The sequence below is a fragment of the Ideonella aquatica genome, assembly GCF_018069755.1.
Lineage (GTDB): Bacteria > Pseudomonadota > Gammaproteobacteria > Burkholderiales > Burkholderiaceae_C > Ideonella > Ideonella aquatica.
Map to the genome: position 1 here is coordinate 62,270 of NZ_JAGQDE010000004.1, position 16,288 is coordinate 78,557.

Below are 16,288 nucleotides of genomic sequence, written 5' to 3' on the forward strand. Positions count from 1 at the left end.
CTCAGGCGGGCTCGGGCAGCGCGATGCTGTCGTCGGTGCTGAACTGGTAGTCGCGGAACACGTGGGCAGCGTTCAGCAACTGGTAGCTGCCGTCGGGCGTGCGGTGGGTGGTGTCCTTCAGGCGCCAGGTGAGCTGGCCGCAGGTCCAGATCTCGAAGTTGCGCATGTGGGTGCACAGGCAGGTCTTGTCCTGCACCGACACGCGCTTGGCGTCGGGGTGGGCAGCTACCTCGCGGTTCCAGGCTTCGATGTAGGCGCACTTGCCGCTGGCGTCGAGCAGGTAGCCGTAGGCCTCGCAGTTGGGGCGGATGCCGTCGCCAATGCCCGGGCTGCTCTTGATCATGCGCATCGGGTAGCCGGTGGGCGAGATCTGGTTGACCTCGATGTCGTCCTCGCCGGCCTTGAAGTACTCCTGCTTGACCTCGTCGGGCAGGCCACACTCCTTGGTGACGGTGAAGCGGGTGGCGACCTGCACACCGGCGCCGCCCATCTCCATGAAGCGCACCGCATCGGAGCCGGTGAAGATGCCGCCAGCGGGCAGCACCGGAATGTCCAGATGCTCGTTCTTCAGGTACTGCAGCACCTCGGCCACGATGGTGGCCAGGTCGTGCTCGGCCCAGTCCATGCCGAAGCCCAGGTGACCACCGGCCAGCGGGCCCTCGACGACGATGTAGTCGGGCAGGCGGTTCAGGCGGGCGTTCTTCTTGAGGAACAGCTGCAGCGCGCGCACCGACGAGACGATGATGCCCAGCTGTGCGTCGCGAAAGCGCGGGTGGTCCTCGATCAGCGCGAAGGAGCCCAGGTGCAGGCCGGCCGCGAGCGTGATGCCGTCAATGCCGTGGTCCAGCGCGGTGCTCATGCGCACCTTCAGGGTTTCCTTCGGGGCGTTCATCGTCAGCTTTTCCATGCAGTTGATGAACACCATGCCCGGCCCGGTCTTGCGGGACATCGTCGATTCCACGTGCAGGCGCGTGGCCTCGGCCAGGTGGTCGAGGTTGAACTTGACGTCGGACTTGTCGCTGTTCTCGGCGTTGTACTTGTACTGGGCCATCTTGGCCTTGACGTACTTGGTCTGGTAGCGCCGATCCGACACGGTCTTGATCATCGCGTCGGAGATGTGGCCGACGCCACCCAGGCGCGCGGCTTCCAGGGCCAGGTCGGAGGTGGAGATGTCCACGCCCATGCCGCCGATCATGATGGGCACCAGCTCATGGCGGCCCAGGCGCAGGCGGAAGTCATCCAGTCTCTTCATGTGGTACTCGTGTTGGCGTCGCAGCCCGCCCCGAAACGGCGGGAAGTCCCGTATGTTAAGTGCTGGGCCATCCTTGACGCCGTCGTGGAATCTGATAATCCCCAGCCATGAGCGAATCCCCTGATGCGGATCAGCGCCTGACGGCGCTGGAGATCAAGATCAGCTACCTGGAAGACCTGACCGACACGCTGAACGGCCTGGTGGCGCGCCAGCAGACGCAGATCGAGTGGCTGGCGCGCGAACTGCTGCAGCTGCGCCGGCAGGGGGGCGACAGTGGCACGCCGGGCAGCGGGCTGCTCGACGAGCGGCCACCGCACTACTGAGTCAGATCGCTGGCGCCGGCCCGCCGGGCAGCCAGGGCGCGATGCGGCGCAGCAACTCGTCCATCCCGAAGGGCTTCTCGAGGTGGTCGTCCATGCCGGCATGGCGTGACAGGAGCTCGTGCTCGACCGGGTTGTTGGCGCTGATGCCGATGATCGGCACCCGCGGCGTGCCCAGGCGCTCCTCGCGTTCACGCCAACGGCGCGTGGCTTCGTAGCCGTCCAGCGCCGGCATCTGGCCGTCCATCAGGACCAGACCGATGCCGCCCTTGTGCAGCAGGTCCAGAGCCTGCAAGCCGTCCACGGCCTCCAGGACCTCCAGGCCGCGGCGCGACAGCATCTCCACGGCCACCAGGCGGTTCTGGGCGTCGTCGTCGACCACCAGCACCGTGCCCTGCAGGGTCTGGTCGCTGGCCACGCCCAGCGGCTCGGGCCGGACGGCCGGCGCCTGGGTGGCGCGCAAGGGCAGGCGCACCGTGAAGCGGCTGCCCCGCCCCAGCACGCTGTCCACCTGGATATCGCCCCCCATCTGGCGCGCCAGACGCTGGGCGATCGTCAAACCCAGACCGGCGCCGGTGGCGGCGCGCTGCGGGCCATGGTCCACCTGGAAGAAGGGCTCGAAGACCATGGCGGCATCCACAGTCGACAGGCCCTGGCCGCTGTCACTCACCTCGATGACCAGACCCTGCTCGGCCGACCCGTCCAGCGACAGGCTGGCCTGTCCGCGGTCGGTGAAGCGCACGGCATTGGACAGCAGCGCATCCACCAACTGGGTGAGCCTGGCGCGGTCGGCCAGCACCGCAGCGGGCAGCGTGGGGGCGAGGGTCAGCGTCAGCCGCAGGCCCTTGGCGGCGGCGGCGTCGTTGTGCCCGGCCAGCACGGACGAGGCCCACTCGCCCAGCGCCAGCGGCTTGGGCCACAGCGTGGTTCCTGCGGTGTCCAGGGCATTGAACTCCAGCACCTCGGCCAGCGACTGCATCAGCCCGCTGCTGGAGCGCCGTGCGGCGTCGACGATGCGCGCCTGGCGGGGCGTCAGCGGCTCGCGCGCCAGCAGGTCCAGGGCGCCGATGGTGCCGCTCATGGGTCGGCGGATCTCGTGCGTCATGGTCTCCAGAAAGCGGGCGCGGGCGGCGGCGTCACGTTCAAGTTGCCGGTTGGCGGCCTGCAGCTGCTCATTGACGGCCGCCGTCTCCAGGCTCTGGCGCAGCGCCTGCAGCGTGGTACGGCGAAAGTGCATGGCGCCGCGCATCAGCGCCGCAAACAGCACCGCGGTGCCCACCACCACCTCGAACAGTTGCTCGGGCCGGGTCCACAGCGCCACGCCGATCAGTGAGGCCGCGGCGGGCACGGCGATCCATTCGAACGAGCGGCCGATCAGCGACATGTAGAACGAGGCCACGCAGGTCGCACCCAGCAGGATGCCCATGTGCAGCGTGGCCTGGTGCGGCGTCAGCTGCGGCAGCAGCCAGACCGTGGCGGCGGACCACATCAGGCCGCTGAGGACCGCATTGGCCTGCACCTGCCGCTCGGCGCTGCGCAGGGCGACAGCATCGGCGGGCGGCTGCTGGTTCAGGCGGTGCATGAACCACAGCCGCCACAGGCCACTGAACAGCGCGACGGCGGCCACCGGCAAGGCGGGCCAGAAAGGCGCAAGCGTCCAGGCCGGCGCCAGCAGCACGGCCACAGCCAGCCACAGCATCGGCACGCTGGCCCGGGCGCCAGAGACGGAAAAGTGAAGAGCACCCCGGCGGAGTTCGAGGTCGATATCGGTCGGGGTCAACTCGAGGGGCAGAGCAAATGGAACAGTCAGCGCATTGTCAGGTCCGGCGTCGCGGCCGGCCATCCCACGAACACCGCGCCGCTCAGGGGCGCTGCCGGTAGAAACGCACAGGCGCGCCGTCGGCCTGCCGCATCTGACGGGCCTTGTTCACGACCGATCGCTGCATGCGGCCGACCACATGCATCTCGCAGGGCTTGCAGTCGAACTGCAGCGTGAGGATCTCGTCGCCGTGCTGGATGGTCAGCGGCTCGGCACGTACCGTCCCCTGGACCCCCGTCACGCCCTTGGCCTGTTTGGGGCACAGGCTCAGCGAGAAGCGCACGCAGTGCTTGGTGATCATCAGGCTGGCGTCGCCCAGCTCCTGGTGACTTTCATACGCCGCGCCCACCACCTGCACGCCATGGCGCACATAGAAGTCGTGGGCCTGGTGGTTGTAGACGTTGGCCAGGTAGCTCAGCGTGTCTTCGGGGTACGGCACCGGCGGTTGCTGCGCGGGGCGGCGGCGAGGGCGGGACGCCTGGCGAGCTTGCTCGCGCACGGCTTCGAGGGCGGCCACGGCGTCGCGGCGCAGGGTGTTGAGCGTGCTGGCGGGCAGGAACCAGGGCTGGCTCAGCGCCAGGCGCACGCTGCGGGCCTCGAAGATCGTCGTGCCCAGCTTGGCGAGGCCGTCGCGCAGCGCGGTCTCGGCGCGCTCGGCGTGCTCGGCCGGCTGGTGCGCATGGGCCACTGTGGCGCGGGCCGCATGGCCGTCGGCGTCGACCAGGTCGAGCGCGAAGCCCTCGGGCGTTTCGGACAGCTGCAGGTCCAGCGCGATGCGGCGCTCGGCGCTGTTCTTGCGCAGCACCCGGTCCCAGGCCATGTCGCGGTTGCGGCTGAGGAGGGTGTCGCGGCGCAGATCCTTCAGCGTGGCCAGCGGCTCCTTGGGCACCAGCTTCCAGCGGCCGGCGGCAGCATCGATCGGTTCCACCGTGTTGACCTGCACGCCGGCGAGCTCACCCTGCAGGTCAAACCAGGTGATCGAGTCGCCGTTGTTCGGCTCGCCCACGCCGTCGTCAAGCTGCACCTCCAGGTGGTCTTTCGCCAGCTTCAGCACATGGCCCAGCGGCATGCCGGCATGCTTGGGCGTGTCGAAAGCGCCGATGTCGATCTGGCGGCCGTTGACGAAGTAATCGGTGGCGCCGCGGTTGAAGTTGCGCTGCGGGTCGGGCGTGAAGCTGAAGGTGGTGCGGCCGGACGAGGCGGCGCGCAGGGCTGGGCGCTGCGCCAGTTCCTCATCGAGCAGGCGGCGGTAATGGGCGGTGATGTTCTTCACGTAGCCCATGTCCTTGTAGCGGCCCTCGATCTTGAAGCTGCGCACGCCGGCGTCGATCAGCGCCCCCAGGTTGGCCGACTGGTTGTTGTCCTTCATCGACAGCACATGCTTCTCGTGCGCGACGATGCGGCCCTGCGTGTCGGTGACGGTCCAGGGCAGGCGGCAGGCCTGCGAGCAGTCGCCGCGGTTGGCGCTGCGGCCGGTCTGCGCATGGCTGACATAGCACTGGCCGCTGTAGGCCACGCACAGCGCACCGTGGATGAAGAACTCGATGACGGTGTCGGGCAGGGCCTGGGCGATCTCCTGGATCTGCGGCAGCGTCAGCTCGCGCGCCAGCACCAGCTGCGAAAAGCCGCTGGCGGCCAGGAAGCGGGCCTTGTCCAGCGTGCGGATGTCGCACTGGGTGGAGGCATGGATCTCGATGGGCGGCAGATCCAGCTCCATCAGGCCCATGTCCTGCACGATCAGCGCATCGACGCCGGCCTCGTAGACATCGCGCACCATGCGCGCGGCGGGCGCCAGCTCGTCGTCGCGCAGGATGGTGTTGAGGGTGACAAAGATCTTCGCGCCAAAGCGGTGGGCGTGGCGCACCAGGCGCTCGATCTCGGCCACCGGGTTGCCGGCCGAGGCGCGTGCGCCAAAGCCCGGGCCGCCGATGTAGACCGCGTCAGCGCCATGGTTGACCGCCTCGATGCCGATCTCGGCATCGCGGGCGGGGGCCAGCAGTTCCAGCGTGGTGGGGCGGTTCATGGCGCGGATGGTACCGGCGTGGCCGGTGCCGCGCCGCCGTGGGGTCAGGCCGCGGCCAGCAGGCGGGCCGACGCAGCGCGGAAGTTGGCCAGCAGCTGCGCGTAGTCGTGGTTGACCGGGAACTGCGGGAACTGCGCGACGATGGATGCCGGCGGATGGATGAAGAAGCCGGCGTGGGCGGCGCCCAGCATGCCGGTGTCGTTGTAGCTGTCGCCGGCGGCCATGACCTGGAAGTTCAGGCCCTTGAGCGCATTGACCGCATGGCGCTTTTGGTCGGGCTGGCGAAGCTGGTAATCGCGCACGAAGCCCTGCTCGTCGATCACCAGCTTGTGGCAGAACAGTGTGGGGCGGCCCAGCTGGCGCATCAGCGGGTCGGCAAACTCATAGAAGGTGTCCGACAGGATGATGACCTGGAACTGCTCGCGCAGCGTGTCCAGGAAATCCTTGGCGCCGTCCAGCGGCCGCATGCCGCCGATGACGTCCTGGATGTCCTTGAGCTTCAGGCCGTTCTTCGCCAGCAGGTCGATGCGAAAGCGCATCAGCTTGTCGTAGTCGGGCTCGTCGCGGGTGGTGCGGGAGAACTCGGGGATGCCGGTGCGCTGGGAGAACTCGATCCAGATCTCGGGCACCAGGACGCCTTCGAGGTCCAGGCAGACGACTTGCATGACATGACTCCGCGGGAAGAGGGGCAGGGCGGGACAGCGCCCGCCGCGAAACGGCGCGCATGATACCTGCCGCCCCTGGCGCGGGGCTGTCAGTGGCAGCTCAGGCGGGCGCCAGCGTCACCGGCACACCGGCCAGCACGGCATTGCCCGACAGCGGGTCGCGCAGGCGCTCATCGAGCAGGTCATTGAGGCTGGCGCCGGGCCGCTCGGCAGCCACGCGCAGCTGCGCGCCGGGCCGGTCGTGGCCCCAGCCGTGCGGCAAGCAGACCACACCGCGGGGCAGGTCGGTGCTGCAGTTCACCCGCACGCCCACCTCGCCGCCGGGACCGGCCAGGCGCGCTGCACCCCCCTCGGCCACGCCATGGGCGGCGGCGTCGTCGGGGTGGACCCACAGTGTGCTGCGGTCGGGGCCCTTGGCCAGCACCGGCAGGTTGTGCATCCAGCTGTTGTTGCTGCGCAGGTCGCGCCGGCCGATCACGACCAGCGGCGGCGCCGGCTCGGCCAGCCGCTCGGCGGCCTGCGCCAGGTCGGCCACGCAGGCGGCGGGGGCCAGGTCGATCAGGCCGTCGGGCGTGCGCAGCACCTCGGGCAGGCGGGGCTGCAGCTCGCCCAGGTCGATGCCGGCGGGCGCGGCGGCCAAGCGGTCCAGGCTCAGGCCGCCAGGGCGCTGGCCGAAGGCGTCGCCATACGGTCCGGCGCGCAGCGCCAGGTCCAGCAGGCGCTCGGGGCCGCGGCGCGGCGACAGCGCGGCCAGCAGGGCATCGGCGTGCTGTGGCGCGCGGCGGCGCAGGTCCTCGGCCAGCAGCGCGTCGTCCAGCGCGTCCAGATCGGCGTCGGCGCCCTGGCCGCTGACCAGCGCCGCCAGCCGCAACAGCAGGCGCCACTCCGGCGGGTGAGCGGCGTCGTCGGCGGGCAGTACGGCGGGGCTGTAGCGGGCGTGGTTGCGGTCGGACAGCTGCGGGAAGGCGATGTCGTAGTGGCCGTCTTCCAGCGGTGAGCGGCCGGGCAGGATGACGTCAGCGTGGCGGCTGGTCTCGTTCAGGTAGATGTCCAGGCTGAGCATGAAGTCCAGGCCGTCCAGGGCGTCGGCCAGGCGCTGGCCTCCTGGCGCCGACAGCACCGGGTTGGTCCCGGCGGTGATCAGGGCCCGCACCTGGCCCGGGCCGGGCGTGGTGATCTCCTCGGCCAGACAGGTCATCGGCAGTTCGCCGAACACCTCGGGCGCACCGCTGACGCGGCTGGCGTGGCGACCGGTGACGATGCCGCGGCCCTGGCCCGGACGGCCCTCGGTGTTGGCCGCAAACGCGGCGGCGCGCGGCCACATCGCGCCGCCGGGCTCGTCCAGGTGGCCGGTGACCAGGTTGAGCGCGTCGATCAGCCAGGCGCAGGTGGTGCCCCAGCGCTGGGTGTGCACGCCCAGGCGGCCGTAGACGCAGGCGGCCTCGCTGCGTGCGATGTCGCGCGCCAGGTGGCGCAGGGTCTCGGCCGGCAGGCCGCAGCGGGCCGCCACGGTCTCGGGCGTGAACGCGGCCACGGCGGCCTGCAGATCGTCCAGGCCGCGGCTGAGCTCGCCCGCGCGGCCGGGCCGCGCCAGGCCCTCGGCGAACACCACCTGCAGCAGTGCCGCCAGCAGGAAGACATCGGCGCCGGGACGGATCGCCAGGTGCTGGTCGGCGATCGCCGCGGTCTCGGTGCGGCGCGGATCGATCACCACCAGCCGCCCGCCGCGCTCGCGCAGCGCTTTGGCCTTGCCGCGGAAATCGGGCACCGTCCACATGCTGCCGTTGCTGGCCATCGGGTTGCCGCCCAGGATCACCAGCAGCCGGGTGCGGGCGATGTCCGGCACCGGCACGCTGAGCCAGTGGCCGTACATCCAGCCGCACTGCAGTTGGCGCGGCATCTGGTCGAGCGTGGAGGCCGAGAACACATTGCGCGAACCCAGCGCGCGCGCCAGCCGCGCGAAGTACAGCAGCAGGCCCATCTTGTGCGCCGCCGGGTTGCCCACCGCCAGCGCCACTGCATCGCGGCCGTGTTCGGCGATGATGGGCCGCAGGCGGCGCTCGATCTCGGCGAAGGCGTCGTCCCAGGTGGCCGGCTCCAGCGTGGCGCCGCGGCGGATCAATGGCGTGCGCAGGCGGTCGGGGTCCTCGTGCAGGTCCTTCAGCGCCACCGCCTTGGGGCAGATGAAGCCGCGGCTGAAGACGTCGTCCTCGGCGCCGCGGATGCGCTGTACCCGGCCATCGGCGACCTCGATCTCGAGGCCGCAACAGGCCTCGCACAAGGGGCAGATGCGGCGGTGGACAGTGGCGCTCATGCGGGCTCCTGGTCGGCAAGGGCCGCATCGTCGCGCGCCGCACCGCCTGGCGATGTCGCCCGGGCGACGCGCCAGGGCCGGGCTTTCCCGGATCAGCTGACGATGTAGGCGGCCGCGCCGGTGGCAATCAAGGTGCCGTCCTGGTTGACCAGGCGCATCTGCGTGCTGGCCACCCGGCCGCCCAGGCGCACCACCTCGGCCGAGGCGATGAAATGCTCGCCGATGCCGGGGCGCAGGTAATCCACCCGCAGGTCGATCGTGCCCAGACGGCTGAAGCGGTGCATCACCACCTCGGCGGCCTCGTCGCAGTATTTCTCGGTCAGGGCCACCATCACGGCCACGCCACCCATGGCATCCAGCACGGCCGAGATCACGCCGCCATGCAGCCGGCCGTACAGGTAGTGACCGATCAGGTCGGGCCGCATGTCGATGCGGGCCGACGGTGCCGGCAGCGACAGTGACACCATCTTCATGCCCAGGGTCTGGTTGAAGGTGACCTTGTGCTCGAACAGCTCGGTCAGCGCGGTCTCAAGCAGGCCCTGCTCCTCGGGCGAACGGCGGGTGGTGGCGACATGGGTCATGCGCGGATTGTGGCCTGAAGCTGCGCTATCGTCGGCGCATGCCCGGCGACCGCTTCGACCGCCTCGATGCCCTCAGGGGCGTGGCCATCGTCTGGATGGTGGCCTTCCATTTCGCCTACGACCTGAACCACTTCCGGCTGCTGGATCCGCCGCAGCGCTTTCTGGTCGATCCGTTCTGGACGCTGCAGCGCACCGCCATCGTCAGCCTGTTCCTGCTGTGCGCCGGCCTGGGGCAGGCGGTGGCGGTGCAGGCGGGGCAGTCGGCCAGCCGCTTCTGGCGCCGTTGGGCACAGGTGGCCGGCTGCGCGCTGCTGGTGTCGGCGGGCTCGGCACTGGTGTTTCCGCAGCGCTGGATCAGCTTTGGCGTGCTGCACGGCATCGCGGTGATGCTGGTGCTGGTGCGCCTGGGCGTGGCGCCGCGGCTGGGGGGCGAGCTGGCCTCGGCCCGAGCCCAGGGACTGCTGTGGGGAGGGGGTGCGTTCGCGCTGCTGGCACCGCGCATGTGGCAGCACCCGCTGTTCGATCAGCGCTGGGGCTGGTGGACCGGCCTGGTGACGCGCCTGCCGGCGACCGAGGACTATGTGCCGGTGCTGCCCTGGCTGGGGGTGCTGCTCTGGGGACTGGCGATCGGCGGCTGGGTGCTGACGCGGCGGCGCCACTGGCTGACCGGACCGCTGCCCCGCGCCCTGGGCGGCCTGGCCTGGCTGGGCGCGCGGCCCTTGCGCATCTACATGCTGCACCAGCCGATCCTGTTCGGGGCGCTGATGGCCTGGCAGGCGCTGCGCTGAGCGGGGTTCAGCGCGGGGCGGCCTGCCGCAGCGACTGCAGCATCTCGTGCACGTCGTGCGTCATCACGGCCAGAAAGCCCAGCAGCGCCAAGTAGTACAGGCTGTACTCGATCTTGGTGGCCAGCGGCACGGTGTAGTAGGTGTCGGCATGCTGACGACGCCAGCGCAGGGCCTGCCACACCTGCGGCGCCGCCAGCACCGCCACGATCAGCAGCATCGGGCTGGGCCGCCACCAGAACAGCGCCACCAGCACCGGCACGCCCAGCAGCCAGATGCGCGGCGACAGCACCGCGGTGATGCGGCCGCCATCGAAGGGCGACAGCGGAATCAGGTTGAAGAGGTTCAGGAAGAAGCCGGCATAGGCCACGGCCAGCAGCCAGGGCAGGTCGCCCTCGCCGCGGGCCAGCAGGTAGCACAGCACGGCGCCCACGGTGCCCAGCAGCGGCCCGCCCAGGCCGACGAAGGCCTCGGTCTCGGCGTTGTGCGGCCGCGCCTTCAGCTCCACCCAGGCGCCCACAAAGGGAATGAAGGTCGGCCAGCCCACGTCCAGGCCGCGGTGGCGCGCCGCCAGCAGATGACCCAGCTCGTGCACGAACAGCAGGGCGATGAAACCGGCGGCATAGCGCCAGCCATACACCAGCGCATACACGGCCAGCGACAGCAGCATCGAGCCGCCGCTCACCAGCAGTTTGCCCAGCTTGGCGCCGGACAGCAGCAGCAACAACAGCTTGATCATGCCTGGTTCAACGGGCTGGCGGTTCGGCGCCCGGTGCGGGCTTGCGCTTGAGGCGTCGGGTCACCAGCGCGCCCAGGCCGGCCAGCGCCAGGATGCCCAGCTTGGCGAACTTGGCCAGAAAGGCGCCGGCCAGCGCCAGCAGGCCCAGCTTCTTCGCCCCCACGCCCAGCACCAGTGCGGCCAGGCCGTACTCGGCGACCTTGTCGGTACTGGCGTCGAAGTCGGCGTAGCGCTTGCCCTCGTCAAAGGACAGCGCCGCCAGCAGGGTCTGGCCGGCGCCCTGGTACTGCGGCAGGTCCTTCAGCCCGGTCACCAGGTTCATGCTGAAGTAGCCCTCGCGACCCAGCAGGTAGGTGTTGTAGTTGACACCCAGGTCGTCCTCGGCGGAGAGCCCCTTCTGGCGCGACTTCATGGCCCAGACCAGGCGGTGGGTGCTGGCGTCGTAGACCGGCGCCTGGGCCCAGCCCAGGATCTCCAGCGCGGGCGCCCCCAGCTTGACACGTTCCTCATTGCTGGCCTCGGTGCCCTCACGGTAGCTGGTGAGCAGCTCGTCGGCATTCCAGTCGCGGGCGTCGTCATCGCGGATGTAACCGGCGGGATCAAAGCGCACCGTCATGAACCAGTCGCTGCCATCGTCCGGGAAGACCAGGCCCTGCAGGCGCGGGTCGTCGCCCGGGTTGCCCATGGCCTGCAGCAGCCGCGTGGCGTGCGGCTGGGGGATGAACAGCCGGCCGGCAGGCAGGGCCAGGTGGGCCTGGCCGGACAGGGCCACGCTGGACGGACCGGCCTGGGCCGCAGCCCGGGCAGCCTCCCAGGTCTGGCGTGCGCGCACCTGGGCGTCGTCGGCAGGCTGGGCGCTGGCGGCCCAGGACAGCAGAGCCAGCAGGCCCAGCGTGATCAGTTGGCACAGCGCGGCTGCGGCACTGCGTGGGTGCATGGCGCATCTCCTCCCTGGTCGAGGAGGGCATTGTCCATGCTAGTCGGCGATCAACGGCCGGGCGTACAACGCCTGGGCGGTGCGGCCGACCTGGCGCGTGTCCCAGGCGGCCCAGGCGGCCATGCCAGCGGCGCCGGCCAGCGGCAGCCAGCGCGCCAGGCTGCGCCCGGCCACGCGCTTGGCGATGGACGCACCCACCTTGGCGGCGGCCATGCGCAGCAGCTGGGCCGAGGCCACCTGGACCAGGCCGCGCTCGCCGGTCTGCACCAGCAACTGGCGCACGATGCGCGCGCCGGTGTGGTCGAACAGGCAGTACAGCAACTGCTCGGGCGAGGGCGGCGGGTGGCCGTGGACGGCGGCGATGTCGGCCACCAGCGCGCTTTGCAGGCGCCACACCGTGGCCAGCTCAGGCAGCACCGTCAGCCAGCCGATCGGGCCCAGCGGCAGGGCGAGCGCGCCGGCAGCCATGGCGGATTTGCCGGCAGCGCGGCGGATCAGATCGTCGCAGGCGGCGGCCGGATCGGCGCGGCGGCGCAGGCGCGAGCGCGGCGCCTGGCCGATCACGCCGAGCACGGCGCTGCCCAGGGCGTCGGCGGGCTGGGACTCTGGTGTGGCGCGGGCGGCAGATCGGCTCATGGCGGGATGATGGGGGCAATTGGCCGGGATTCCAGCCCTGACCACCCTGTTAACCTGTCGGTTTTGCCGCCTTGGCCGCCGACATGTCCAGCAAGACCCTCTACGGCTTCCATGCCGTGACGGTGCGCCTGAAGACCGCACCCGAATCGATCGACGAGATCCACCTTGACGCCACCCGGCGCGACGCGCGCATGCGCAGCTTCGCCGAGCGCGCCCGTGAGGCGGGCGTGCGGGTGGTGGAGAGCAACGACGAACAGCTCAGCCGTCTGGCGGCCTCGCCGCGCCACCAGGGCGTGGTGGCGCGGGTGCAGCCGCTCAGGCCCCGCCATTCGCTGGACGAGGTGATGGAGGAGGTCGAAGCCGCCGGCATCTCGCCGCTGCTGCTGGCGCTCGATGGCGTGACCGACCCGCACAACCTGGGCGCCTGCCTGCGCGTGGCCGATGGCGCCGGCGCGCACGCGGTGATCGCGCCCAAGGACCACGCGGTGGGCCTGAACGCGACGGTGGCCAAGGTGGCGTCCGGTGCCGCTGAGACCGTGCCCTACCTGATGGTCACCAACCTGGCGCGCAGCCTGGCCGAGATGAAGGAGCGCGGCCTGCACATCATCGGCACCAGCGACGATGCCGAGCGCACGATCTACGACCTGGATCTGCGCGGCCCGGTCGCGCTGGTGCTGGGCGCCGAGGGCAAGGGCCTGCGGCAAATCACCCGCAAGACCTGCGACGAACTGGTCAGCATCCCGATGGCGGGCGCGGTCGAGAGCCTGAATGTCTCGGTGGCGGCCGGTGTCTGCCTGTACGAGGTGCTGCGCCAGCGGCGATGACGAGACCGGGCGTTTCAGGCCTGGCCGATCGCTGCCAGGCTGGTTGACAGGCGCAGCAGCAGGTCGCTGCGCTCCTCAGGCACGAAGCGCAGCGCCTGCCAGGTGCTCTCGGGCACCATGGCCATGGCCTGCTCGGGCGTCCAGCCGCGTTCGAGCGGACCGGTCAGCTGGTGGATCTGCGACAGCAGCATCGCCAGCCCGGGCGCCTGGGACTGCGCCTGCGCGGGCCCGCCGCGGTGGTGGTCGGCGATGGCCTCGACGATCGCGGGCGGGAAGTTCCAGCGCCGCGCCACGGCCGAGCCGACCTCGACATGGTCAGTGCCCAGCAGCGCGCGTTCGACCTGCCGCACCGGCTCGCCAGCGGCCGTGCGGCGCTCGACCTCGGCCACGATCTCCGGCACCAGCAGCACCAGCATCAGCTCGCCCAGGTCGTGCAGCAGACCGGCCAGGAAGGCCTCGCTCGGATCCAGGTCCAGGCGCGGGCCGATCGTCGAGGCTGCCATGGCCACGTTCATCGCGTGGCGCCAGAAGCCGTTGAGGTCGAAGCCGGGGCATTGCTCGGGGCGGATCGCCTGCTGCAGCGTGACCGCGGTCAGCAGGTGGTTCACCGTGCGCAGGCCCAGCAGCGTGACCGCGCCGCTGACCGACCCAATCCGGCCCGGCCGACCATAGAAGGGCGAATTGGCCAGGCGCAGGCAGCGCGCCGCCAGCGACGGATCACGCTCGATCAGCGCGATGCAGCGCTCCATCGTCAGCCCGCCCTGGCGCAGCGCCTGCAGCACCTCGGCCAGCGCGGCCGGCAGCGGTGGCAGGTCGGCCAGGCGGCGGCTCAGGTCCGGCAGCTCGAGGGTGACATTCATGCGGCATCCTTACAGCAGGGCAGCAGCACCAGCAGGTCGCCGCGGTTGAACTCGGCGCCGTCGATGTGCCGCAGCCAGCCGCGCCACTGCTGGTCGCCCAGCGTGACCAGGCCGGTGGCCTGGGCCGTTCGCAACTGGTTCAACACGGTCGCCAGCTCGGCGGCCGGCGGTTGGCCCAGCGATCCCAGCGCCTGCGGGAACAGCTCGCTGGCGCGCTCGTTCAGATAGGCCAGCGTGCCCTCCGGATCAATGCCCAGCACCGCGGCGGGCATTAGCTCCAGCAGGTCGCGCACGCCGCCGGCACCGGCCTCCACCAGCTCGGCCTGCTCGCGCTGCTGGGCCAGCAGCGAGGACATGCGGCGGTTCAGGCTGGCCTGCTCGATGCTGGCACGCGCCAGGGCCTGGGTGAGCCGGCGGTTCTCGTCGGCCAGCTCCTTCTGGCGGAAGGCCTGGGCGACGTGCTCGCGCAGGCGGTCGTCGTCCCAGGGCTTGGTCAGGAACTTGAAGACGGCGCCTTCATTGACCGCGTCGATGATGGTCTGCAGGTCGGTGAAGCCCGAGAGGGTCATGCGGATCGTGTCGGGCCAGAGCTCCTTGGCGCGGCGCAGAAAGTCCACGCCCGCCATGCCGGGCATGCGCTGGTCGGAGACGATGACGTCGACCTCGGTGGTGGCCAGCAGCGCCAGCGCTTGCTCGCCGCTGGTGGCGGTCAGCAGCTTGTAGCCGTCGCGGCGGAACAGGCGGCGCAGCGACGACAGGATGTTCTCCTCGTCATCGACCAGCAGCAGCGTGCGCGAACGCGTGCGGCTGCCGGCCAGCTCGGCCGGCAGCTGGCGGCGCGTGCGCAGCATCGTGGCCAGCGTGTCGGCGTCCACTGGCGGGCTGAAGAAATAGCCCTGGATGGCGTCGCAGCCGGCGCTGGCCAGCAGGCGCAGCTGCGCCTCGGTCTCGACGCCCTCGGCCAGCACACGAACCTTCAGGCCGTGCGCCAGGTTGATGATCGAGCGCACGACCGACGCCGCCTCCGCCGAGGTGGTGATGTCCTGGACGAAGCTGCGGTCGATCTTGAGCACATCGATCGGCAGCTGGCGCAGGCGGCTGAGGCTGGAGAAGCCCGTACCGAAGTCGTCCAGCGAAATCTCCAGCCCGCTGGCCTGCAGCGCGCCCAGCGTGGCCGCCACGCGGTCGCCGTCGTGCAGCAGGGCGCTTTCGGTCAGCTCCAGCCCCAGGTCCGAGGCTTGGGCGCCGCTGTCGTCCAGCGCGCTGCGCAAGCTGCGCGCCACATCGCCCACCTGGAACTGCACCGGCGAGAGGTTGATCGCGATGCGCGTGGCCGGCACGCCGGCGCGCCGCCAGGCCACGGCCTGCTGGCTGGCCTCGCGGATCACCCAGTCACCGATCGCCGCCACCAGGCCGGTGCGCTCGGCCACCGGGAGGAAGTCGCCCGGCGCCACGCTGCTGCCATCGGCACGGAACCAGCGCAGCAGGGCCTCGACACCGTAGATCTCGCCGCCTTGCAGGCTGACCTGGGGTTGGTAGTGCAGGCGGAATTCGCCGTGCTCCAGGGCCTGGCGCAGCTCGTTCTCCAGCGCCAGGGCACGCAGGTTGCGCTCGTCCGCATCCAGGGTGTGGAAGGCGATGGGTGTGGCGGTGCCGGCGTCGGCGCGCGCGGCCTGGGCCGCTTCCAGCACGCGCGGGCCGGCCGGGCCGTCATCGGGGTAGGCGGCCACGCCGACACGGCAGTGCGGATGCACGTCCACGCGGCCCAGCCGGACCGGCTGCTGCAGCGCATCGATCAGGGCGCGGGCGCGGGCCTCGATGTCGGCGCGCACCAGGCCGCTGGGGTGGCGGATCACCAGCGCGAACTCGCTGCTGCCCATCTGGGCGACGAACTCGTCGCGTGAGCGAAAGGCGCGCAAGCGGGCAGCCAGTGCGCCGGCCAATGCATCGGCAGCGCCAAAGCCCATCGAGCTGGCCAGCTCGGCGATGCGCGGCACCTCGACCGACAGCACGCTGAAGCCGCGCTGGTCCCAGCCACTGGCGTTGACCGCCATGTCCAGCTTCTGCAGCAGCCAGGCGCGGTTGGGCAGGCCAGTGGTCTCGTTGGCGTGGGACAGCGCGTGCAGGCGCTCTTCGGCCTCGCGCTGGGCCGTGACATCGTGCAGCACCGCGAAACCCGAGGGCCCCTGCGGCTCGGTGGCGGCATGGCGCAGCAAACCGCGGTGAAGCACCTGCAGCCGCCGGCCGTCGGCGGTCAGGACCGTGTGGCGCAGGTCGAAGACCGTGCCGGCTTGGGCATGGCGCCACAGGTGCGCCAGCAGCTTGCGCTCGGGCTCGGGCACCCAGGCCAGCGCCGCCAGCGCTTGGGCTGGTGAATCGGCGGGCAGCCCCAGCAGGGTCAGCAGACCGGCCGAGGGCTGGACCAGCCAGTCGGGGCCGCTGACGACGAAGCTGCCCGCCTGGCACAGTGACTCGCACTGGCGCAGCATCTCGGCCAGCGGCTCGGTGGGGGCAAGGGCGTTGGGCAGCATGG

The 16,288-nt window shown here is 70.9% G+C and carries 14 protein-coding genes; 3 read left to right on the top strand and 11 right to left on the bottom strand.

Annotation, left to right across the window (positions count from 1 at the left end; all coding sequences use genetic code 11):
* Position 1: 1 nt before the first annotated feature.
* Positions 2 to 1,252, bottom strand: coding sequence for a nitronate monooxygenase (locus tag KAK06_RS06590; protein ID WP_210801139.1), 1,251 nt, complete (start codon positions 1,250 to 1,252; stop codon positions 2 to 4).
* A 107-nt stretch (positions 1,253 to 1,359) separates the two neighbouring features.
* Between KAK06_RS06590 and KAK06_RS06595 the strand changes: the two genes are divergently transcribed.
* Entirely contained in the window at positions 1,360 to 1,575 is a 216-nt protein-coding gene (locus KAK06_RS06595) for a SlyX family protein (protein WP_210801140.1), read from the top strand.
* A 1-nt stretch (position 1,576) separates the two neighbouring features.
* Here the strand turns inward: KAK06_RS06595 and KAK06_RS06600 are convergent, their stop codons facing one another.
* The 5 genes from KAK06_RS06600 to KAK06_RS06620 all read right to left on the bottom strand — a co-directional run bounded on the left by KAK06_RS06600 (position 1,577) and on the right by KAK06_RS06620 (position 8,974).
* On the bottom strand, positions 1,577 to 3,271 hold the full coding sequence (locus tag KAK06_RS06600; RefSeq protein WP_210801141.1) for an ATP-binding protein: 1,695 nt from the start codon (positions 3,269 to 3,271) through the stop codon (positions 1,577 to 1,579).
* A 163-nt stretch (positions 3,272 to 3,434) separates the two neighbouring features.
* Positions 3,435 to 5,414 (bottom strand): peptidase U32 family protein, encoded by a 1,980-nt coding sequence (locus tag KAK06_RS06605; protein WP_210801142.1) that lies wholly within the window; start codon positions 5,412 to 5,414, stop codon positions 3,435 to 3,437.
* A gap of 44 nt (positions 5,415 to 5,458) precedes the next feature.
* Positions 5,459 to 6,079, bottom strand: coding sequence for a bifunctional phosphoserine phosphatase/homoserine phosphotransferase ThrH (gene thrH / locus KAK06_RS06610; protein WP_210801143.1), 621 nt, complete (start codon positions 6,077 to 6,079; stop codon positions 5,459 to 5,461).
* Between the two features lie 100 nt (positions 6,080 to 6,179).
* On the bottom strand, positions 6,180 to 8,393 hold the full coding sequence (locus KAK06_RS06615) for a molybdopterin-dependent oxidoreductase (RefSeq protein ID WP_210801144.1): 2,214 nt from the start codon (positions 8,391 to 8,393) through the stop codon (positions 6,180 to 6,182).
* Positions 8,394 to 8,485: 92 nt separating this feature from the next.
* Positions 8,486 to 8,974, bottom strand: coding sequence for a thioesterase family protein (locus KAK06_RS06620; RefSeq protein ID WP_210801145.1), 489 nt, complete (start codon positions 8,972 to 8,974; stop codon positions 8,486 to 8,488).
* 38 nt (positions 8,975 to 9,012) lie between these two features.
* Between KAK06_RS06620 and KAK06_RS06625 the strand changes: the two genes are divergently transcribed.
* Positions 9,013 to 9,762: an acetyltransferase domain-containing protein gene (locus tag KAK06_RS06625; RefSeq protein WP_210801146.1), complete on the top strand. Its 750-nt coding sequence runs from the start codon at positions 9,013 to 9,015 to the stop codon at positions 9,760 to 9,762.
* Positions 9,763 to 9,769: 7 nt separating this feature from the next.
* On the opposite strand, the gene KAK06_RS06630 is transcribed toward KAK06_RS06625, so the two are convergent.
* Genes KAK06_RS06630 through KAK06_RS06640 form a run of 3 tightly spaced genes read right to left on the bottom strand, consistent with a single transcriptional unit; the run spans position 9,770 to position 12,071 of the window.
* Complete coding sequence (locus KAK06_RS06630; protein WP_210801147.1) at positions 9,770 to 10,498, bottom strand: site-2 protease family protein; 729 nt, start codon at positions 10,496 to 10,498, stop codon at positions 9,770 to 9,772.
* Between the two features lie 7 nt (positions 10,499 to 10,505).
* Positions 10,506 to 11,435 (bottom strand): DUF2167 domain-containing protein, encoded by a 930-nt coding sequence (locus KAK06_RS06635; protein ID WP_210801148.1) that lies wholly within the window; start codon positions 11,433 to 11,435, stop codon positions 10,506 to 10,508.
* 39 nt (positions 11,436 to 11,474) lie between these two features.
* Positions 11,475 to 12,071, bottom strand: a complete 597-nt coding sequence (locus tag KAK06_RS06640; RefSeq protein WP_210801149.1) for an EcsC family protein — start codon at positions 12,069 to 12,071, stop codon at positions 11,475 to 11,477.
* An 83-nt stretch (positions 12,072 to 12,154) separates the two neighbouring features.
* Between KAK06_RS06640 and rlmB the strand changes: the two genes are divergently transcribed.
* Complete coding sequence (gene rlmB / locus KAK06_RS06645) at positions 12,155 to 12,895, top strand: 23S rRNA (guanosine(2251)-2'-O)-methyltransferase RlmB (protein WP_210801150.1); 741 nt, start codon at positions 12,155 to 12,157, stop codon at positions 12,893 to 12,895.
* Positions 12,896 to 12,909: 14 nt separating this feature from the next.
* Here the strand turns inward: rlmB and KAK06_RS06650 are convergent, their stop codons facing one another.
* Together KAK06_RS06650 and KAK06_RS06655 are read right to left on the bottom strand one after the other, a co-directional pair.
* On the bottom strand, positions 12,910 to 13,755 hold the full coding sequence (locus tag KAK06_RS06650; RefSeq protein ID WP_210801151.1) for an HDOD domain-containing protein: 846 nt from the start codon (positions 13,753 to 13,755) through the stop codon (positions 12,910 to 12,912).
* Positions 13,752 to 16,286, bottom strand: a complete 2,535-nt coding sequence (locus KAK06_RS06655) for an EAL domain-containing protein (protein ID WP_210801152.1) — start codon at positions 16,284 to 16,286, stop codon at positions 13,752 to 13,754. The genes KAK06_RS06650 and KAK06_RS06655 overlap by 4 nt, the downstream gene beginning before the upstream one ends.
* Positions 16,287 to 16,288: the final 2 nt, after the last annotated feature.